Below are 20,178 nucleotides of genomic sequence, written 5' to 3'. Positions count from 1 at the left end.
TTCTCGAATGTTCCGCGACGAATTTGCCAACGATCGTAACGCTGCCGGCGGCCGTTTTTGGCCATTCGGATTTCGCTCAGTAGTGCGTCATTCGTCCTTTGACATTTGGCGTTATATTATCCGCGTTCGCCGCCAGCGCCAGGGCCCCATGCACGACCATTTCTTCGCCGAGCTGCGCCGGCATTATCCGGTAGGTGCCACGAAATGGCGGAAAGACATAGCGCTCGACCTCACGGCACACGGGAACGAAGAACAGCTCTTCTCCCATTAGGGATACGCCGCCACCGATCAACACGGCCGCTGGCGCAAGAATTGTGATCATTTGGGCGATAGCCCAGCCAAGCACGCGCAGCGATTCTTGCAGGCTTACCATTGCGAGCTGGTTTCCAGCTGAGGCCGCCTCACCCACAATCTTGGCCGTAAGCAATTCCAAGTTTCCTCCACAGCGGGCCACCAGATCGCGCGCATTGCGATCGTCGGTCGAGGGCAATTGCGCCAACCGCCGGCGCATCGTCGCCGCGATGCCAGGCCCAGCAGCATGCGATTCGAGCGTGTCGTGAGGATCCGTCGCCTTGACGCCGGGGCGCAAGTGACCGAGTTCGGCCGCGCCGTGCCCGCCACCTCGGTAGACGTGTCGATCGACGATAAAGCCACCGCCGATGCCGGTGCCAACGGTGATGTAGAAGATCGGGTTGTAATTCCTGCCGGCTCCGTAATGCGCTTCGGCCAGGCCTCCTAGATCGGCGTCATTTCCGAGCACGGCCGGCAGGCCCAACTCGCGTTGACACCACTCGGCCAGAGGGAAATCATCCCAGCCGTTGACCTGGTGGCTCTTCACCGTGCGCAAGCCAGTAGCGTCGATCGGACCACCAAAGCCGAAGCCAACGCGGTTGACGGCGTGTTTTACGATCAATGCTCGCGCCGCCGTACGAATTTGCGCTAGAATTCCTTGCGCGCCGTCGGCGCCTATTACGTCGAGCCGTACCAATTCGATTAGCGGGGGCCCAGAGCCATCGCCAACGCCTAGCTGCAACTTCGTTCCACCAATTTCAACGCCCAAGAACATGGAGCCGGCCGTCCAGTTGGAATGATGCTATGTGATCAAGCCTTTGTGGCTTCGGCCGAAGCAGTCCTGCAAGATCAAACCCTGTGGCATCGTTTAAAAGCCCGCGTTTAATCGGTCGCGCTAATCCACGGGCAACGCACTACACTAAAAAGCAGTACGCACTAAAAATTCGTTGTGGCCCGTGGACGACGTCATTTGCTGGCGGCAGTAGGTACACTGCCCGCCGAATGGCGACCTTCGTGGTTGATGCGGGCAAAGACGTCGTTCAGAACCCAATGAAATACGCACAGATGAATGCTCTCGACCATGCCCATATCGTCGAGCGGGACCTGCAATCCGGCCTGTGCCATGCCGCGCAGTTTGCCGCCAGCGAAACCGGTTAGCCCAAATGTCTTCAGTCCGTGCCGGTTGGCCCAGTCGACCGCGGCCAACACATTGGGGCTGTTGCCCGATCCGCTGATCGCGAGCACCACGTCCCCCTTGCTGCCGTAGTTCATCAATTGCTGTACGAAAATCTGGTCGTAGCCCACATCATTGCCGACGGCCATAATCCAGCCCAGGTTGTCAGTCAAGCTGAGCACCTTGAGTCGTTTCTTGGATTCATCTTTCAAATGGTGCTCATGCAGGCTGCTCTTGCCGAGGTCTTCGGCGAAGTGCGAGGCAGTAGTGCCCGAGCCACCATTGCCGAAAATAAAGACGAATTTTCCGTCTTGCCAGGCTCCGTAAATCAGGTCCGCCATCTGGCGGATTTCCGCGTGGTCGACGCGGTCGATCTCGGCGTGCAGGCGATCAAGGTACGGACCGACGTCGAGTTTGGCACCTAGCATGAGCAATCATTCTCCGGGCACTGGTGTTTCGTGCTGCCAGAAGAGCCAGCAGCGAACAACGCTAGTTTAATGTGCCGGCCGCAGACGGACCAGCGGCGCGTATTGGCTCGTCACAGCCCCTGTCCGGTGACGCCTGTGGCTATGTATCTTCCAAGGCCCGGCGATGCCCTTCGGCGACGTTGACAAACCAAGCCAGTCCGCCGCCCACGACGAAGAATACCAGCAAGCTCAAGATGGCCAGGTGCGGCTGGCCGGTCCACGCCAGGATCGAACTGAATAGGATCGGACCGGCGAAGCTGGTCGCTTTGCTCGACAAATTAAAGAAGCCAAAGAACTCGCCGCTTCGACTGGCCGGAGTCATCAGCCCCATGATGGCACGGCTGACACTTTGAATGCCCCCCATTACCAGCGCCAAGACGGCCCCCATGATCCAGAATTGCAAGCGCGTGTTGATGAAAAACGCGGCCAGCAACCAACCAATATAAACCACGATGCACATCATCAGGGTCTGCTTCTCGCCAAGTTTACCCGAAAGCCAACCGACGAATAGTGCGCCCGGCATCGAAACGAATTGAATCATTAGCACCACAAAAACCAATTCGCCGGCACCGATATGCAGTACTTCCTTGGCAAACACCGTGGATTGCGTGATGATCGTCGCGACGCCGTCGTTGTAAATCAGAAAGGCGATCAAAAACAAAAATAAAACGCGGAAATGACGCACCCCGCTGAGGGTTTTGCTCACTTCGCGCACGGCCCGAGCGGCCGTGGCGGCAAGCGATTCGCGCCCCGCGCGGGGCTTGACACGATCGCGCAGAATCAACAACGTAGGCAGGCTAAACAAGCCCCACCAAAGCCCCATGATCAGCAGTCCTAGTTTCAAGCGGGGGACCATCACGGCATCGCGCGATTCGAGCGGCTGCCCCTCTACCGGGCGCAGACCGAAAGAAATCTCCTCAGGTAGATCCTTTTCCGGGATAGCTTTGCTCTTCGCTGTCAGTGCGGCGCGATTGTAACTTTTGAACTCGTCCTCGCTCGTGACCCAGATCGAGCCTGCCTGTGCGGCAGAGTCCGCGGTGCCGAAGTCGAACAAGAGCGGTCTAGACAACGGCCCTCCCGAAATGCCAACGCCGGCCAAAGCGGCTTGTTCGATAGTCCCGGGTCCGGTTAGTTGCAGCGATAACTTGTCACCAGTGAGGGTAACCGGGTAGTCATAGGCCAGAACTTCGCCGCGCGTTGTGCGTACAGTCTCGACACGCTTTCCATTTAGTGACACGTCTATGGGGCCGTGCGCTTCGCGCAGATCTCCCACCGTGATGGTGACCGAGTAATCGCCAGGCGGCAGCGCCACGTCGAAATCGATCTCGTGGCCGATGGCGCAATCCCCTGCCAGATTCGAGGGCAGTCCCAGCACATCGCCGTACTGCACTACTAGCACGCCGATTAGCAGGGCCAGTCCGCCGCCGACATAGCCCATTGCAAAGCCGTAGGCCGAGACGCGATTCATCGATTTTTCGTCAGCAATCTCAGGCAGGAACGCATTGTACAGTCCCCACGCCAGCTCGAAGCTCAGACTGGTAACGAAGAACAGACCGACGAACGCCCATGACATTTCCACGGGCAGAAAGTACATCGCCACACTGGCGAGGGCGCCCGCCAAGGTCATCACACACAGCCAGAATCGTTTGCTGGCATGCGCGTCGGCTACGGCTCCCAGAATGGGCGAGAGCACAGCCGCGAACAACGTCGAGATGCCGATACCATACCCATACGCAATTTGGCCCGGCGCGCCCGGCAGCACGACCTGCTGCAAGTACAACATCAAGATCGTGATCTGGAACGTGGAGTACGCGCTATTCGCCCAGTCGTACATCGTCCAGGCGAAGACTTCGATTCCCTTCACCGGGCTGGCTGATTGCGATGCGTCGGGGTGGCTCAAAGCGCGAACCTGCGGATGGTGCGAAAAGATGAGGTGGAACCGCCGCATTATGCGACACTACCGCCAACTGGAGCAAGCCGGGTTTGTAATTGTCAGTGCGGATTTACCGCAGAGACAAGGAGGCACGGACCAAATTTACAGGCTAGGAGCAGATTAAATTCTTCGATCGTCGCTGAACATGGAATTGCCGAACGCTCCGCGCCAACCGATGAGTAAAACGTTGCAGGTTGCGGCATCCACCATTCGACTCATCATTTACGTCTTGGAATTCATTATGTCCCGGCATAGCGATCAAGCGCCTCGCGGTTCAATTCAATTCCAAGACCTGGGCCCGTGGGGATGCGTAACATTCCGTCAGCATCCAGAGCAAATGGGGGTGAAACGATTTCTTCGACGTAAGGCACCCCAACCTGAAACTCGACCCAGCGCGCAATCGGCAACGCCGCCACTAGTGCTAGATCCGCTGCCACCCCCACACCCGTGTTCCAACCGTGGGGCACAAGTAGTACGCCGTGATCGTAGGCCAGCCAACCGAGTCGCCGCGTCTCGCTCAGACCGCCGCATTTGGTTATGTCGGGCTGAATGATGTCCAGCGCCCGGCCGGTGATGAAGGGCACGAAAGCCTGCCGTCGTGTGAGCACTTCGCCACTGGCAATTAGCACGGGCGAAGTTGTGCGCAGCTCGCGAAAACCCTCCACGTCATCGGGACGCAAGGCCTCTTCGAACCACACGATGCCGTAGTCGCCTAGCATGCGCGCCGTCTCTCGCGCCCATGTCACGCCGTGCGGCCAGAACTGCTCACTGCCGCCGGCGTCGACCATTAGCTCGACGTCGTTGCCTACGGCGTCGCGTGCCGTCTTGATCAACACTTCGTCCATCTGCCGGCTGACGCGGCCAAACGGGCGCCAGCCCATTTTGATGGCACGAAAACCGCGAGCTCGCTGTTCGAGCAGCTTATCGCGCAACTGCGGTGGATCGTCGAATAGGATCGAAGCATATGGTTTGATTCGATCGCGATAGTTCCCACCGAGTAAGCGCGAGACAGGTTGACCGAGGGCCTTGCCGCATAAGTCCCACAAGGCGATATCCAGACCGCTAATCGTATGCTCAACCGAACCTCCGCGGCCGAGCCAGAACATGGATTGCCGCAGCTTCTCGGCCACACGATCCGGTTCCAGCCCGCTCTCGCCGATGAGGTGGGGCCGCAATAGATCGAGCGAACCCTCGACCAGAGCCCGCGTGGTATAGCAACTACCCAGACCGGCGATGCCCTCATCCGTGCGGAGTTCGACCAGCGTATTGTACTGTACGTTGGGGTCGGTTCCCCCTGGCCAGCCGTGATCGTGCGTTGCACCGCAGAGTGGAATGGTAATGACTTCGGTAATTTTCATATTTGTCATTCAGCGGGGGCGGCGCGTCGTCGGTATTCGCAAGCGCGTTGAAACACTTGCGAATGCCGAGCATACTCAGGGCGCCTTGGTGACTGCAAGTTGTTCGAGCCGACAGGGAATCAAATGACCAGCCGCGCCGCCACGGAATATCGCTACGAGAAACTGACCTGGCCCGAGGTCAACGACGCCGTCGATCTGGGCAAAGTATGCATCCTGCCGTGCGGTGCCGTCGAGCAGCACGGGCCGCATTTGCCGCTGGATGTCGACCTGATCTGTCCGACGCAGATTGCACTGGGGGCGGGCCGAGAGGTGCCGGCCAAGATCCTGGTGCTTCCGATCGTGGCCTATGGCTACACCGGACACGTGATGGATTTTCCCGGCACGATCAATAACGATTTCGAGCACTTCATGCACCATGTGCTCGATATAACCAAATCGCTCGCCTACCACGGATTCAAAAAGATCGTGCTCCTCAACGGGCATGGCTCGAACATGCCAAACCTCGATCTGGTCGCGCGGCGCACGAACCTCGAAACCGACGCGGAATGCATCTTGGCCGCCTGGTGGAATCTGCTAACAGTTGACAAGCAGTTTCTGCCGCGCTGGCGCCAGAGCAAATTCCCCGGTGGCTGCGCGCACGCCTGCGAACTCGAGACGTCGATGTATTTGTACCTCGATGGCGACAACGTCCGCAAAGACCGTATTGCCGACGGCACGATCAGCTTTAACGAGGAAAACAGCCCGTTCAATTGGGTTGATCTCTTCGCCGCTGGTCCGGCTCCGCTCATCTCATGGACTAGCAGCTACTCAGAGACGGGCGTTTTGGGTGCGGCGAAGCTCGCGACCGCTGAAAAGGGACGCGAAGCGTACGAAGAAGCAGTCAAGCAACTCGTGCAATTCGTGAACTATTTCCACGGACGCCCAGCCGATCGACGTCGGGATCACCATCGTCACCGTCCGACCATGCCGATGCCCTGGGGGCAGCGGCCGATAAAGTGATCCGTGTTTTCTGCCGGATGTTCTTGACGGTTCCGTGTCAGCCATGCGTTAACGCAGGAGGCCGCGCGCTCGGCGATCGTCTCAGCATTCTTTGAATTTGCCATAACGAGTTCCTATTTGAACGCGTCACCGAGTCAGCGCCGGTCTGTCGCAGACGTGGTCACTCGTCCGCGTACACTCGCGTGCTCTCTTCCTTGGTGACGGGCTTGCGAATTTCTTCGGTAATAATTTGCACGCGGACGCGCACGTCGCCTGGGCCACGTCCCTGGGCTTTGACGCGATAGGTCGTGTCGGCCTTGGGGGCCAGTTGTGCAAGTGGTTCGAATAGCACTCGCTGGCCATCGATTGTGTAGCGCGCCGGGCCCTCGCCGCCAATCGGTTTGAGCTCTTCGGGCAATAATGCCACGACTTGCACGTTGGTAGCCGTTTTTGTGCCCTGGTTGACCACGCGCACCTCGTAAGCTGTTTCGCCCCCCACTTCGATCGGATCGGCGACGTCGACTACTTCGAAGTTGATCGCGGCCACGCCTTCGACCAGGATTTTCTTTTCCTCCTGTGCCGAGAGGCCGCGCTCGGCGGTACTCTCGATGCGTACCAGTTGCTCGCCAATCTCAATGGGAACAGTCGTCAACGTCACGCTGCCCGTTTCATTCGCAGGCAGTTCATCCAACAACCATTGCACGGCGCGTGTACGCGGATCGTATTGGCCGGCATTGTTAGCTTCGACAAATTTGAGGCCGGCCGGCAAATGCGTAATCAGCGAGATTTCCTTGGCTGGCGCGGTGCCGGGATTCGACACGCTCACGGTATAGGTTGCCTGGCGATCGAGATATCGGCGGCCAGGACCTTCCATTTTCAACGCCAAGGCCGGAGCGATCACTTCGAGATCCGCCTGTTGATCGACGCGCAGGCTCCCTTCGCCAATCGCGCTGAGCATATTCTGCACGCGGCCAGCCTTGACCGCGTGCATTACCAGGTCCAACTCACGCGATTCGCCTGGCTTCAGCGTGCCGATGTCGTACTCCACCTCTGTCCCAGCTGGATGTTGCAGCAAATCAGGCACGGCCTCGCGTATTAGCACGCCCGTCGCCGCGCCTGTTCCAGTATTGGTGAGCTTAATCGCCATCTTCAAGTCTTCGCCCAGCAACACCTCGTGGGCCGCCTTTACGTCGAGCATTAGGACAGGCTTGGTGACCATGGTCCGCACGGACGATTCGGCCGCGAAGTGAACCGTAGCGACGCTCCCAACTTCACCTTCAGCGACCGGCATCAATTCCAATTCGACGCTGATTTCCTCACCCGGCTTGAGCGCGCCGAGCGACCACACGACCTCGCCTGAATTAGGCTCGGCGGCGCGGGGCGTCGTGCTCATGAGTTGAGTTCCCTTGGGAACCTGATCGTGAACCTCGACGTGGGCCGCGGCAACCTGGCCGGTGTTGCGAACCTTCAGCACAAATACTGCCGGTTTGCCAACCTGGATCTCGGGGGGCGCGATTTTTTCAACAGTTAGATGAGGCGTCTGCTGCCCTTCAAGATGCTTGCCACCGGGGCGGCCGGCCCCTTCTGAAGGCGCATCAGTTTGCGTCTGACGGGGCGAGGCGAAAGCGTCGCTGTCGCGCGGTGCAAAGTTATTATCGACCGGCGGCGCAAAGTTGTTCGTCGGCGCGAGCGACTGTCGGTCGTCTAGCGGCTCGTCCGGCAACAGCGCCGGCTCCCGCGATTTGACCGGCGTCGCCGATTGTCGATAACGATCCTCGGCCAGAGGCTCGCCGCGCAGAGAATTTCGCGGTGCGTCGTCTTGAATCTGATTGTCCGTTGTCTCAGGCATCAACGCACCCGTGGGCGGCTCGGCAGGTAAGTTTGCATCAGCCTCGGTAATATCGGTTTGGGTGGCCATTTGATCACCGCGACTTCTTGGTGCAGCGAGGGTCGGCTCGTTGCGGTCCGCCGCAGGTGGGAAAGGAGCGCCTTCGTCAGCGCTGGCGTCACCGGCATCATCGGGCGATTGGCCGGCGGTGGGCGCCTCGTCGTATCCCAGTGAGCGGATATTGGCGCGGCCCTCGGCCTGCTGCCGAGATGCTCCGTAGCGGCGCATCGCTTCGGCAGCCGTGGGAATAGTCTGTGAATCGGACGGTGGAACCATCGAGTTGCCAGCATCCGCCAGCGGCATATCGCGGCCCGCCGCGGCCTGTGCTGCAAATGGATCGGTGGCGGGCGCCGCGGTTTGCGTGTCGAGCGGAGCATAGCGATCCGACTGCGTGTACAACTCGGTCGGCTGCGGCATTGGCTTGACGGCCCGCTCGTCGACGTTCAGCCGCGCGGGCTCGTCAGACGCCACCTCGGCTTCTGTCGGACGCGTGCTGCGTTGCGCCTGCACCACGGCAAACGTGCCTAGAGAGAGTACGGCCGTTAGTGCCGACAGACGGATCATCATCCGCTTCATGACTTGAGTCTCCCGCGAATTTCCGATGTGAGCCAAACGCCCAGGCAATCCACCGCAGCCGCGTCTTTAAGATGGGAACGTTGACGCCGCGCGCACAAAACCACCGCAGCCATTGACCGCACTGTGCGAAGTTACGCACCGTTGGCCCAGCGGCTGCCAGGTTTGGAAAGGGGATTCGACGGGGGTGAAATACCAAATGCCGTCGGGCGCGCAAAGGGCAATTGTGCTAGCAAAAGTGGAACCGAGTCGAGGAGGCGAGGCCAAGCGTGCATCCAGAGAAAAGCCACTTTGGAGAGATAGGCAGGCTGCGTATGGATGTCGCCTGCTGGACGACAGTGACTGACGGATATACCGTGGCAGACTCCCTTCGTAAGACCTCTCGAGGATCCCTTATGAGCACTCGTGCCAACTATTACGTTGTAAATCGGCCTGCGGCCGATGCTCTCTCCGCGGTCAATACGCACATTACGAGCATCGACCCCAAGTTGCGGACGCTTGTGGAGTTGCGGATTTCACAAATCAATGGGTGCGTCTATTGCGTCAATATGCACTCGAACCAGGCCCGCGAGCATGGCGAATCGCAGCAGCGACTCGATTGCCTAGCGGCCTGGTATGAGTGCAAATTCTTCGACGATGCAGAGCATGCCGCATTGGCCTGGGCCGAGGCCCTTACCGACATATCGCATACACACGCGCCCGACAACGTGTACGACGCGTTGACGCAACACTATTCGGAGCAGCAGATTGTAGACTTGACACTGATCATTTCCATGATGAACGCCTGGAATCGCATCGCGATTGCCCACCGCGCGCATCCGTCTAAAAGTTAGTTTGTGAACGATCGAGTTGATCTTGTTGGTGCGGTCAGCAAGCTCGCCACATCGTCTTTACGATCGCTGTTGCGCCGTGGCGTCGGCAACGCTTCCAACCATCGCGCAACGTGCCCATCCCATTGATCGTGCTCATAGAGGTCCCTTTTACGAATCGTCGTCGATACAGAGATGATTGTCCCGGCCTGGATACTCGCATTCACCGTTGCGGATTCCACCTTAACTGTTTGTCCAGAAACTCAAACGTTCCCACGCCGTGAATCGTATGTGGGCCGTCGAAGAATTCGATCGTCGTGCGTTCGGGGATTTTTAAGTCCGCATATAATTGTCGCACCTTGGCGTACTCGTAGGCCACCCATTCGTCGGGCGCAACACCATCGCGGTGACCACGTTCGACCATGAACGGTCGCGGCGCGATCAGGCTCGCCATGTCGGAATAGTTAAACGTATTTCCCAGGTCGAACTCGAACATCTCGTACTCAGGCGTGTGCAAGTAGCTATAGGGACTGTGCGCAGAGACGTTTTTCCAGATCCATTCATTGAAATCAGCCGAGCAAATCGACAGGCAGTACTTCTCGACGATTGCCGGAACACGCATGGCCGTCTTGCCGCCGTAAGACAAGCCATAAAAGGCGATCCGCGCGGGATCGACAAATTCAAGCGATGCCAGCCAATCGACCGTCTGCTCGTGCTGCGGCACGATGATCGAGAAAAGCGTTTTACCAAGTGGGTTGGCCTTACGTTGCAACGTGCGGAAACGATCTTCGAAGATGTACGGATTCTGAGGCGCGTAGGTCACGTAGCCACGTTTGACGAGTTGCACGGCATATTGGTTGTAGTGGTGGTCATTCACCGTCGGGTCGGCCACGAATTGCGGGCGACCCTCCAGCCCATGCTGACAAACCACCACGGGCCGCCGTTCGCCAGACCGGATGTCTTTTGGTACAAGCAGAATGCCATATGCGAATACGTCCGCGAATACATCCAATACCACTTCGTAGCCTGTAAACTCCGCCTCGTCGAATACCCGGCGGGTGCGAACGTTGAGAGGTAACTTCTTGACGTCGAAGCGGCCGATGACTTCGTCGTAAAAGTATTTGCGGTAGGAGGCGGTCGACTCCTGCCATTTTTCGATCGAGCGCGATTGCCGGTCGGCCCGGGCCCAAAAGGCGCGCCGCGTGGTGTCAGAATCGGCCAGCAGATGCTGCGTGTAGTCGACCAGCTGGTCGAATTGCCGCTTCAGCCGTAATGGATCGGCCGGACGATGGACGATCGGATCGGGGCCGAGGGGGGCGAGTGCCGCGTCGTCGCGCAGGTATTTCAGGAACGTAGCGAGCGTCTCAAGGTCGCCCGGCGGACCGGAGCCGCCTTCGCTATTGATTTGCGCTACTTTCCAAGCCAGTCCAGCAAGACTGCCGGCGCGGACAATTTCCTTGGAAATCTTGATCTTAGCGTCGGGCGTCGTAAGCTTGCCGGGAGCCGCTCCGCCGCTGATACCGGGACCTGGCTTGGGTGGACCAGAGACGTCCGGCGCGCGCGCGGCCTCGATCACCAAGGCTCGCGGCGCCACGAGCGAGGCCAGTTCAGCGTCGCCGAATTCGCTCAACAGCGAAAATACGTTGCGGTAGATTGGCTCTTCCCACAGATGCTCGCGCGGCGCGAAGTAGCCGCTGACGCAGGTCGCTTCGAGGCGCGTATCGAGCGCTGCAGCGTACAGTGCTATCAATCCTCCTTCGGCATAGCCCAAAATGCCGATGGGTCGCTTCTGCTTCGTGCGAGTGGCGTCGGCAGCGAAGAAATCGACCAGCGCTAGCATCTTTTGCACTTCGTAGCCGATAATATGACGCCCCATCTCATATGCCTGGCGATAGATGAACTCGCGATGCGGCTGATTCGTTGGTCGCGCGCCGCCGGCTCCGACAGAGTACTTGTTGTCGCGATCGATCAGCACCGGCACTACGACGCGGCAGCCGCTCTCGGCCAAGCGGCGGGCAATCTGTTGTTTGGCCGGCAGCGCCCGATCCCCCGATTCCAAGCCAGCGAGCATTTCGGGCGCCTGATCGGCGTCAGGAATAACAATCACATCTGCTACGGGATTGTCGTGTGTCGGGTGCAGTAGCAATCCTTCGCCATAAACGCCGCGCAGCGTGGGCCAACGAATTTGCATGGCTTCGAATTTTTGGGAACCGCCGACAAGCGTCGGCAGGTTCGTCGTCGCGATGATCTCCAAACCTTCGAAAGGAACACGAGCATCGGTGGCGCCAATGATCTTTGCCAGCCGCGCGCGATTCGGTTGGACCGATTCGTTGTACTTCTCGGGCGACGAACTGTCGCGGTGCCAATACGTGGTCCGGGCCGCGATGGATTCGTCGATTTTGCGCAACAGAAACGTGTCGATGCCGTTGACCATTTGCAGGGCGAAATCTCCCGTTGCAGTGAGCGGCTGGGTGCCGGCCAGCGATTCCTCAGCCGCACCGCTTGCAGTTGCCGTAAACATCGAGGCGCAGAATACGCCGGCTGCGATCGTACGAAGGATTGCCATCGAAGTGCACTCGGCATGGGTGACGTTAATTAGTTGATGGATGCAGGCAGAGGATCAAGTCAGCAATAGACGGTCGGCGGGAACCAACATTATCTCCAACATCAGCAGGTACTGAATCGGCGCGAGCGGTGGTTGCTGGCCGACCAACCGACGAATATTATGGCAGGCAGCCAATAATTGGCAGTCGCGCCCAACGCGCTTGTAGGGTATTTCGGCCAGCCCCACTATATTTGGTTCAGACGGAGGAGCAAGAATGAAGGCCCACGATCAACCTGGCCGGCGCGACTTTCTCAAGATTTCGGCTGTCGCCGGATTGGCGGCCGCAAACGCAGCGCCGATGTGGCATACGGTCGCAGCCGCCGCCGATTCTCAGACAAAGCAGCTGAAGAAGGCTGTAAAATACGGCATGATTCAGGCCGGTAATTCCGTGAAGGAAAAGTTTCAACTGCTCAAGGAGTTAGGCTTTGACGGCGTCGAAATGGACAGCCCTAGTAAGCTCGACTCGAATGAAGTTTTGCGAGCGCGCGATGAAGTGGGCTTGCCAATTCACGGGGTGGTGGATTCGGTCCACTGGCGCGACACTCTATCCGATCCCGACCCCACGGTTCGTGCGCGTGGATTGGAAGGGCTAAAGATAGCACTGCATGATGCGAAGCAGTACGGCGGAACTACGGTACTGCTGGTGCCGGCGGTAGTGAATAAGGAAGTCTCGTACGCCGATGCTTACACGCGCTCGCAGGTCGAGATTCGCAAGGCGATCCCATTGGCAAACGAGTTGGGAATCAAGATTGCCCTCGAGAACGTTTGGAACAATTTTCTGCTCAGCCCGCTGGAAGAGGCACGTTACATTGACGAGTTCGATTCGCCTTTGGTGGGAGCCTATTTTGACGTGGGCAATGTGCTCCGCTATGGCTGGCCCGAGCATTGGATCACGACCCTTGGCCCGCGCATCATGAAGCTCGACATCAAGGAGTTCAGCCGCAAGAAGCAAAACGAAGAAGGGTTGGGGAAGGGATTCGACGTCGAGCTGTTGCAAGGTGATTGCGACTGGCCCGCTGTCATGGCAGCCCTGCGTACGATTAAATACAGTGGCTGGGCGACAGCCGAAATCCCCGGCGGCGGACACGATCGATTGCAGACGATTGCTGCCAATATGGACCGAATCTTTGCCAGTTGAGCCGTGTTATCAGCGGGCGGAAATGCCGGAACTTCGCACAGCCGGTGGGGTAGCTCAGAATGGATGGCCGGCGCCGCCAAACCGGGATGAAACCGGCTTGCGTTCGCGGGGGTAATGTGGGAGAGGATTACCCATCGCCGCCAGGGTAGGCAGCACTAAGAGGGGCAAGTTGCTCAGAGAACAGATAAGAGGTTGATTCGGTATGCGCAAGTTCCCTGCTCTGTTCATCCTAGGCTTGCTCACAATAGGTTCGCATTCGGCGTGGGCCGGCGATACGGAACGTCGGGAGAGCATTGTCGGGCAGAAATCTCCCGAGTTTTCTTTGCGCGACCAATATGGCAAGCCCCACGCGCTTTCCGACTATGCCGGGCGGAAGCTTCTCGTGCTGGCATTTCTCGGCAACGAGTGCCCCCTCGCCAAACTCTATGCCGGACGGCTAGAGCATGTTGCCCAAGAATACGGCCCGCAGGGGGTGACGGTGCTGGGGATCAATTCCAACCGTCAGGACACACTTACCGAGATCAGGGCATTTGCCCGCCAGCATAGCCTCACGTTTCCGATTCTGAAGGATGTGGGCAATTCGCTGGCCGATGGTTTGGGTGCCGTCCGGACGCCGCAAGTCTTTGTTCTGGACGGCGACCGTGTAGTTCGTTACGCCGGTCGAATCGATGATCAGTACGGTGTGGGGTTTCAACGCCCCACCCCGACACGGCGCGACCTGGCTTCAGCCGTCGACGAATTGTTGGCAGGCCGCGACGTTAGCCAGCCCGTGACCCAGGCCGGTGGCTGCCTAATTGGTCGCGTGGCCAAAACCGAGCCGCAAGGACCCGTTACGTACAGCAACCAAATATCTCGACTCCTTAACGAACGTTGTGTCAACTGCCACCACGCCGGGGATATCGCGCCGTTTCCTCTGACTAGCTACGAAGAGGCTGTCGGTTGGGCTCCGACGGTGCGCGAAGTCGTTCAGGAAGGACGTATGCCTCCCTGGTTTGCCAACCCCGCGCACGGCAAGTTTGCCAACGACGCACGCCTCGGCGACGTCGAACGGCAACTGATCTACGATTGGGTCGACAATGGTTGTCCGGAAGGGGATCTCAAGGACCTGCCCGAGTCGCCGAAGTTCGTCGAAGGCTGGCAGATCCCCGAGCCGGACAAGGTGGTTTACATCCAAGAGAAGCCCGTAAAGGTGGCCGCCCAGGGAACATTGCCATACCGCTACTTTCTGGTAGATCCGTTTTTCAAAGAGGATAAATGGATCAAGGCCATCGAAGCACGGCCGGGCAACAGGAGCGTGGTCCATCATATCATTGTAGGTTTTGTGCGGCCCAAGCAGCCCGCGCGCCTGGGGTTAGGCGGAGGAGCGCTTGTGGGTTACGCGCCAGGCATGCCGCCATCGAAGTATCCCGAAGGGGCGGCACTGCGAGTGCCGGCGGGCTCGAAGGTCGTATTCCAAATTCATTACACTCCCAATGGCATGCCGCAAGAAGACCGTAGTTGCGTGGGCCTGGTCTTTGCCGATCCCAGCGAAGTACGCGAGCGGATCGATGGCGACGAGGCTGCCAACACCAGGCTGCGGATTCCGGCGGGCGCCGACAATCATCAAGAGAGGTCGCACCATCGGTTCGGCGAGGATGTTCGCTTGGTGTCGATGACCCCTCACATGCACATGCGTGGCAAGGCGTTTCGATACGAGGCACGGTATCCCGATGGGCGCCAGGAAATCTTGCTCGACGTACCGAAGTACGACTTCAACTGGCAGATGCGTTACGACCTGGCCGAGCCAAAACTACTACCCCGAGGCACCGAGTTGCTCTGTACGGCCCACTATGACAACTCGGAGAGCAATCTGAGTAACCCGGACCCGATGCGGAACGTCGGTTGGGGTGAGCAAACCTGGGACGAAATGATGATTGGCTACTTCACTACATTGCCAGGCCAGCCTCCGTCGAAGTAATCGTCACTTTGCGCAGGGGCGGCCTGCAATACGGATACCGTCACCTCCCCATTTCCCCATGCCAGCCCGTTTCAGGTTTCGCCCCTGACTTCGCTCGCGGATCTGCGAAATGCACGGTCTCCGGCGGCAATCAGCCGCCTAGTGCATTCCTAACGGTATCCCAGCCCGCAGTGTTTGCGGCCGGCGGGCAGCTCCCAGCGGGCTGCCAGGCTGCTCTCGTCCGATTTTGGCGAAATGGGTAAAATCGCTGAAGCTTAACACCTAGCGACCGGCGATTGACTGGCCCATCAGGTCGACTATTGGGAGGCGGAGTGGAATCGAAACTGATCGTGGAGATGCTGACGCAGCCGGATGACTACACCTGCGGTCCCACATGTCTTCATTCGGTGTATCGCTATCACGGCGATGAGATCGACTTGGAGCAGGTGATCTCCGAGGTGCCGCGCGTGGCCGGCGGCGGGACGCTCGACGTACTGCTGGGATGTCATGCGTTGCGGCGCGGTTACGACGCAACCATCTTCACCTACAACTTGCAGCTGTTCGATCCTACCTGGTTTCGGTCCGAGCAAATCGACCTGGCACAAAATCTGCGCCGGCAGATGGAGTGCAAACCCGCTCCCATTTTGCGCGTGGCCACGCTTGCCTATTTGGAGTTTCTGGAACTCGGCGGGCAACTCCGCTTTGAAGATCTAACAGGCGCACTGATCCGAAAGTATCTCAACCGTTCGGTGCCCGTGCTGACCGGATTGAGCGCCACGTATTTGCACCGCACCGAGCGCGAATATGGCCCGCTGTGCGAGCCGGACAGCGTGCGCGGCGAGCCGACCGGGCATTTCGTCGTGCTCTGCGGCTACAACAAAGAAACGCGCGAAGTGCTGGTGGCGGATCCTCTAGAGACAAATCCTGTCTCGGGTGGCAATCGGTATGTCGTGAGTATCGATCGTGTGATCTGCGCCATCTTGCTGGGCATTATCACCTACGACGCGAATTTGCTGATTATTGAACCGCGCAAAGTGCGCAAACAAGGAAGTCATGCCGGTACTGATAGTCGTTAACAACGCCAGCGAGTGGCCGTTCCACATCCCAGGCGTAGCTGTAGTCGATGCCAAGAGCTATCTCACCAAGCCGGAATACGGTGAGCTGCGGAACGCAAAGGTCTTCAACCTCTGCCGGTCGTATCGTTATCAGAGTTTGGGTTACTACGTTACGCTGTTGGCTACGGCGCGCGGACATAAGCCGCTGCCCAACATCATGACGATCCAGGACATGAAATCGCAGACGGTCGTGCGGTTCGTGTCGGACGATCTGGACGACCTGATTCAAGACAGTCTGGCGCCGATCGAATCGGATAAGTTCACGCTAAGCATTTATTTTGGCCGGAATCTAGCACGGCGTTACGATCGATTAAGCCTACATCTATTTAATCTTTTTCAGGCGCCGCTATTGCGGGCTCAATTTACGCGCAATGGCAAATGGCAATTGCGACAGATTGGCCCTGTGCCCGTCGACGGCATTCCGTCTCAGCATCGTTCGTTTGTCGTGGACGTGGCGACCGAGCATTTTGCGGGGCGACGGACCGCGATTCGTCGGCGACATCCGCAGAAATACGATCTGGCGCTTTTGGTAAGTGCTGAGGATCCCCTCCCTCCGTCGGACGAAAAGGCCATCGAGCGTTTTGTCCGCGCGGGCGAGGTTTGTGGCTTGCACACAGACTTGATCGGCCGCGACGACTACGCCCGCCTGGCCGAGTTCGATGCCTTGTTCATTCGCGAGACCACGGCCGTAAGCCATCATACTTTCCGCTTTGCGCGGCGCGCGGCCATGGAGGGGCTCGTTGTAGTTGACGATCCAGAATCTATTTTGCGATGCTCGAACAAGGTATATCTGGCCGAGTTGCTCAGCCGGCACAAGGTCCGCATTCCGCGTACCGTCATTGTCAACAAGGACAATATCGATTCGGTCGGGAATGAATTGGGCTTTCCTTTCGTACTTAAGCAGCCCGACGCGGCCTTCTCGCTCGGCGTAGTCAAGGTTGAGAGCCAGGCGATGCTTGACGACTGTGCGGACAAGTTCTTGGCAAAGTCGGACCTGCTGATCGCGCAGGAGTTCCTTCCCACGATTTACGACTGGCGGGTAGGCATCTTCGATCGACAGCCGCTGTTCGCCTGCAAGTACCACATGGTTCCAGACCACTGGCAGATCATAAAGAACGAATCCTCGGGCAAGCGTCGTTATGGTCGCACCGAAACTTTTCCCGTGCAACAGGCGCCGCGCCAGGTGATCAATACTGCGCTGCGGGCTGCAAACCTCATTGGCGACGGCCTGTATGGCGTCGATATCAAGCAGAGCGGCCGAAATTGCTACGTCATCGAGATCAATGACAATCCAAATATCGATGCCGGCGTGGAAGACGCCTTTCTCAAGGCCGAGCTTTACACCCGCATGATGGAGGTTTTTCTCGAGCGCATCGAGGAAACCAAGGCTGGCAAGAGAATTCCATGAGTACTGCCCTGCGTTTGCGACTATTCCAGGCTTACGGCGTCGAGTTGGAGTACATGATCGTCGATGCCGCGTCGCTCGACGTTTGTCCCATCGCGGACGAGTTGCTGCGCGATGCCGCCGGAGGGGACGAGTACGTTGGCGAGATCGAAGCCGGAGATATCTCCTGGTCGAACGAGCTGGTGGCGCACGTCGTGGAGCTTAAAACCACGGATCCGGCCACGTCTCTCGTGCCGCTAGCTGGTACATTTCAGGCGCAGGTGCGCCGCATCAACGAACTTTTAGCGCGCCATGGCGCTCGACTATTGCCCGGCGGCATGCACCCCTGGATGGACCCGCTGCGAGAAACGAAGCTTTGGCCGCACGATTGCAATGAGATCTACGAAGGTTTCAACAAAATCTTCGACTGCCGCGGACATGGTTGGTCGAATTTGCAAAGCGTGCATTTGAATCTCCCGTTTGCCGACGACGAGGAGTTCGGGCGGCTACACGCTGCCATTCGCGTGGTACTGCCGATCTTACCGGCCATCGCCGCTAGCAGTCCGATCGTCGACGGCGTGGCGACTGGCACTCTGGATACCCGCCTGGACGTCTATCGGGGAAACAGTAAACGAATACCTTCGGTCACGGGCCACGTCGTGCCGGAGGCGGTGTTTAGCGAGGTGCATTACCGGGAGACCATTCTTGGTCGATTGTATGCGGACATCGCGCCACACGATCCGGCGGGAGTGCTACAACACGAATGGCTCAACGCTCGCGGTGCGATCGCTCGCTTCGAGCGCAATACGATCGAAATCCGAGTTCTCGACATTCAGGAATGCCCTGCGGCCGACCTGGCCGTGTGTGGACTGGCCGTCGGCGCGCTACGAGCACTCGTCGACGAACGGTTCGTTGGGCTTGCCGAGCAACAACAGTGGCCGGCCGAACGACTAGCCGAGGTCTTGCAGGCGGCCATCCGCGACGGCGAGCGAGCGATCATGCGCGACGCAGAATTCTTGCGACTATTCGGCGTCAAAGGGGCATCTTCTTCACTGGCGGATCTGTGGCAACACATTCACGAATCGGTCCCCGATCGTGCCGGCCGAACGGCCGAAACCGACCATGCACTCGGAGTAATTTTGCGGGAAGGGCCGCTCGCGCGGCGCATTCTGCAAGCCGTCGGGAGATCGACCGGGGCGATCGATCGGTCCAATCTGCACGAGGTCTACTCGCGGCTGTGCGCTTGCCTGGCGCGAGGCGAGATGTTTTCCACGAGCACCGGTTCCTAGCGTCGGCTTGGTTCGCAATCGATACTTGTGTTGAATTCTCACGGCCACAGGAAGGTGTATCGCACCATTGGTCCACGGGTCGGCTCTGACCTAGGCCGTTCGCTGGGGTGCCGGTATAATTCAGCTGTCCCCAATATTTTGAATTTGCGCCGTGCGGCTCGTTATGTGCGTGACTCATGCTGCACGGCCTCAGTTCCCGTTTGCCGCTGCTCAGCTGGCGCCACTGGATCCCTGCACTTTCGATTAAGCTGCCATAGGTGCGCCCGATGTGCCGCATGTACGGCCATATTGCTAGTACTCCGCTCGCTGCGGTCGGCATGTTAGTTGACGGCGCGCACTCGCTGATAACGCAGAGCTGCCGAGACTGGCGTGGGGAAACTCATCGCGATGGTTGGGGAATCGGCTACTACGAAGGCGAACAGCCGCGGACCGTTCGACGACCTACGGCGGCGCCGGATGATCCCGAGTTCGTGGCCGCGGCGGGGCGTATTGCTTCGCCCATGGTAATGGGTCATGTTCGTCAGGCGTCTGTAGGAGATCTGTGCCCGGCTAATGTCCATCCTTTCACGTGCGGACGATGGATGTTCGCGCACAACGGAACGGTCACCGGATATGACATACTGCGGCCCGTCCTGGTCGACGAGACAGATTTTGACCTGCGTCAACACGTGGGCGGGACCACCGATAGCGAACAGGTATTTTTTTGGATCTTGAGCCGATTGCGACGCGCGGGTCAAGCGATCCTGCAGCCGTGCGGCGACGTGAATCTGGTCGCGACCGAAATGGCCGCCGCGATTCGCCTGTTGGATGCTCGCAGCGCGTCCACAGGGCCGAGCGAGCCGACACGTCTGAACTTCCTGCTTACCGATGGAGTCGTGTTGTTGGCCTCGCGCTGGAAACACAGCTTATGGTGGACGAATCGAAATGGGCCGTTTGATAGGATAGTGGCGACGGCGGGCAACAGATCGCGAACGTCGCGGGGAGTAGCGGTGGCATCCGAGCCCATTGGCGACCAGGCTTGGGCCGAAGTACCCGACGGTCATGTGCTGAGCGTTGATGCAGACTTCATCGTGCGGTGGCTGCGCATTTGATTTCGTGCTTCTAAGTTCGACTTTTGCAGTTTTACGCCGCCATTGTGACGGTGTATTCCAGTAGTTGTCGTATTTTTCGCGAGCCCGGGCCGGCCAGGCGTAGTTCAAAAACCTTTTGTCGCAGACTGCGGCGGCGCAGGGTGGCGAGC

The 20,178-nt window shown here is 58.7% G+C and carries 14 protein-coding genes; 8 read left to right on the top strand and 6 right to left on the bottom strand.

Going from position 1 to position 20,178, the window contains the following annotated elements; genetic code table 11:
• Positions 1-76 precede the first annotated feature (76 nt).
• The 4 genes from VGG64_04815 to VGG64_04800 form a co-directional block, all read right to left on the bottom strand.
• Positions 77-1,066 carry an ROK family protein gene (locus VGG64_04815; GenBank protein HEY1598900.1) on the bottom strand — a complete coding sequence of 330 codons (990 nt, stop codon included), beginning with the start codon at positions 1,064-1,066 and terminating at the stop codon, positions 77-79.
• A gap of 191 nt (positions 1,067-1,257) precedes the next feature.
• The gene (locus VGG64_04810) at positions 1,258-1,893 is read right to left on the bottom strand and encodes an SIS domain-containing protein (protein HEY1598899.1); all 636 of its coding nucleotides are present in this window, start codon (positions 1,891-1,893) and stop codon (positions 1,258-1,260) included.
• A gap of 139 nt (positions 1,894-2,032) precedes the next feature.
• Entirely contained in the window at positions 2,033-3,880 is a 1,848-nt protein-coding gene (locus VGG64_04805; GenBank protein HEY1598898.1) for an MFS transporter, read from the bottom strand.
• A 224-nt stretch (positions 3,881-4,104) separates the two neighbouring features.
• Positions 4,105-5,223: a mandelate racemase/muconate lactonizing enzyme family protein gene (locus VGG64_04800; protein ID HEY1598897.1), complete on the bottom strand. Its 1,119-nt coding sequence runs from the start codon at positions 5,221-5,223 to the stop codon at positions 4,105-4,107.
• 123 nt (positions 5,224-5,346) lie between these two features.
• Here VGG64_04800 and VGG64_04795 point away from each other — a divergent pair, with 123 nt between their 5' ends.
• The gene (locus VGG64_04795; GenBank protein ID HEY1598896.1) at positions 5,347-6,222 is read left to right on the top strand and encodes a creatininase family protein; all 876 of its coding nucleotides are present in this window, start codon (positions 5,347-5,349) and stop codon (positions 6,220-6,222) included.
• 160 nt (positions 6,223-6,382) lie between these two features.
• Here the strand turns inward: VGG64_04795 and VGG64_04790 are convergent, their stop codons facing one another.
• Positions 6,383-8,665: a hypothetical protein gene (locus tag VGG64_04790; protein HEY1598895.1), complete on the bottom strand. Its 2,283-nt coding sequence runs from the start codon at positions 8,663-8,665 to the stop codon at positions 6,383-6,385.
• A gap of 392 nt (positions 8,666-9,057) precedes the next feature.
• On the opposite strand from VGG64_04790, the gene VGG64_04785 reads away from it, so the two are divergent.
• On the top strand, positions 9,058-9,495 hold the full coding sequence (locus VGG64_04785; GenBank protein HEY1598894.1) for a carboxymuconolactone decarboxylase family protein: 438 nt from the start codon (positions 9,058-9,060) through the stop codon (positions 9,493-9,495).
• A gap of 199 nt (positions 9,496-9,694) precedes the next feature.
• Here VGG64_04785 and VGG64_04780 read toward each other — a convergent pair whose 3' ends face one another.
• Complete coding sequence (locus tag VGG64_04780) at positions 9,695-12,037, bottom strand: dienelactone hydrolase family protein (protein HEY1598893.1); 2,343 nt, start codon at positions 12,035-12,037, stop codon at positions 9,695-9,697.
• A gap of 253 nt (positions 12,038-12,290) precedes the next feature.
• On the opposite strand from VGG64_04780, the gene VGG64_04775 reads away from it, so the two are divergent.
• From VGG64_04775 to VGG64_04750, 6 genes are all read left to right on the top strand, one after another.
• The gene (locus VGG64_04775; protein HEY1598892.1) at positions 12,291-13,214 is read left to right on the top strand and encodes a sugar phosphate isomerase/epimerase family protein; all 924 of its coding nucleotides are present in this window, start codon (positions 12,291-12,293) and stop codon (positions 13,212-13,214) included.
• A gap of 202 nt (positions 13,215-13,416) precedes the next feature.
• Entirely contained in the window at positions 13,417-15,171 is a 1,755-nt protein-coding gene (locus VGG64_04770) for a redoxin domain-containing protein (protein HEY1598891.1), read from the top strand.
• A gap of 311 nt (positions 15,172-15,482) precedes the next feature.
• On the top strand, positions 15,483-16,226 hold the full coding sequence (locus VGG64_04765; GenBank protein HEY1598890.1) for a hypothetical protein: 744 nt from the start codon (positions 15,483-15,485) through the stop codon (positions 16,224-16,226).
• A complete protein-coding gene (locus VGG64_04760) occupies positions 16,204-17,673 on the top strand; it encodes a RimK family protein (GenBank protein HEY1598889.1) in 1,470 nt (489 codons plus the stop codon). The genes VGG64_04765 and VGG64_04760 overlap by 23 nt, the downstream gene beginning before the upstream one ends.
• Complete coding sequence (locus VGG64_04755; protein HEY1598888.1) at positions 17,670-18,938, top strand: glutamate-cysteine ligase family protein; 1,269 nt, start codon at positions 17,670-17,672, stop codon at positions 18,936-18,938. The genes VGG64_04760 and VGG64_04755 overlap by 4 nt, the downstream gene beginning before the upstream one ends.
• 275 nt (positions 18,939-19,213) lie before the next feature.
• Positions 19,214-20,029, top strand: coding sequence for a class II glutamine amidotransferase (locus VGG64_04750; GenBank protein HEY1598887.1), 816 nt, complete (start codon positions 19,214-19,216; stop codon positions 20,027-20,029).
• Positions 20,030-20,178 lie beyond the last annotated feature (149 nt).

The sequence above is a fragment of the Pirellulales bacterium genome (assembly GCA_036490175.1).
Classification (GTDB): Bacteria; Planctomycetota; Planctomycetia; order Pirellulales; family JACPPG01; genus JACPPG01.
Note: the sequence above shows the minus strand (reverse complement) of the source record. Positions and strands in the feature narration are given on the sequence as shown.

Excerpts from the sequence above, each read along its gene's own strand:
- VGG64_04815 (HEY1598900.1), bottom strand. The coding sequence starts at position 1,066 with ATGTTCTTGGGCGTTGAAATTGGTGGAACGAAGTTGCAGCTAGGCGTT.
- VGG64_04810 (HEY1598899.1), bottom strand. The coding sequence starts at position 1,893 with ATGCTAGGTGCCAAACTCGACGTCGGTCCGTACCTTGATCGCCTGCAC.
- VGG64_04805 (HEY1598898.1), bottom strand. The coding sequence starts at position 3,880 with ATGCGGCGGTTCCACCTCATCTTTTCGCACCATCCGCAGGTTCGCGCT.
- VGG64_04800 (HEY1598897.1), bottom strand. The coding sequence starts at position 5,223 with ATGAAAATTACCGAAGTCATTACCATTCCACTCTGCGGTGCAACGCAC.
- VGG64_04795 (HEY1598896.1), top strand. The coding sequence starts at position 5,347 with ATGACCAGCCGCGCCGCCACGGAATATCGCTACGAGAAACTGACCTGG.
- VGG64_04790 (HEY1598895.1), bottom strand. The coding sequence starts at position 8,665 with ATGAAGCGGATGATGATCCGTCTGTCGGCACTAACGGCCGTACTCTCT.
- VGG64_04785 (HEY1598894.1), top strand. The coding sequence starts at position 9,058 with ATGAGCACTCGTGCCAACTATTACGTTGTAAATCGGCCTGCGGCCGAT.
- VGG64_04780 (HEY1598893.1), bottom strand. The coding sequence starts at position 12,037 with ATGGCAATCCTTCGTACGATCGCAGCCGGCGTATTCTGCGCCTCGATG.
- VGG64_04775 (HEY1598892.1), top strand. The coding sequence starts at position 12,291 with ATGAAGGCCCACGATCAACCTGGCCGGCGCGACTTTCTCAAGATTTCG.
- VGG64_04770 (HEY1598891.1), top strand. The coding sequence starts at position 13,417 with ATGCGCAAGTTCCCTGCTCTGTTCATCCTAGGCTTGCTCACAATAGGT.
- VGG64_04760 (HEY1598889.1), top strand. The coding sequence starts at position 16,204 with ATGCCGGTACTGATAGTCGTTAACAACGCCAGCGAGTGGCCGTTCCAC.
- VGG64_04755 (HEY1598888.1), top strand. The coding sequence starts at position 17,670 with ATGAGTACTGCCCTGCGTTTGCGACTATTCCAGGCTTACGGCGTCGAG.
- VGG64_04750 (HEY1598887.1), top strand. The coding sequence starts at position 19,214 with ATGTACGGCCATATTGCTAGTACTCCGCTCGCTGCGGTCGGCATGTTA.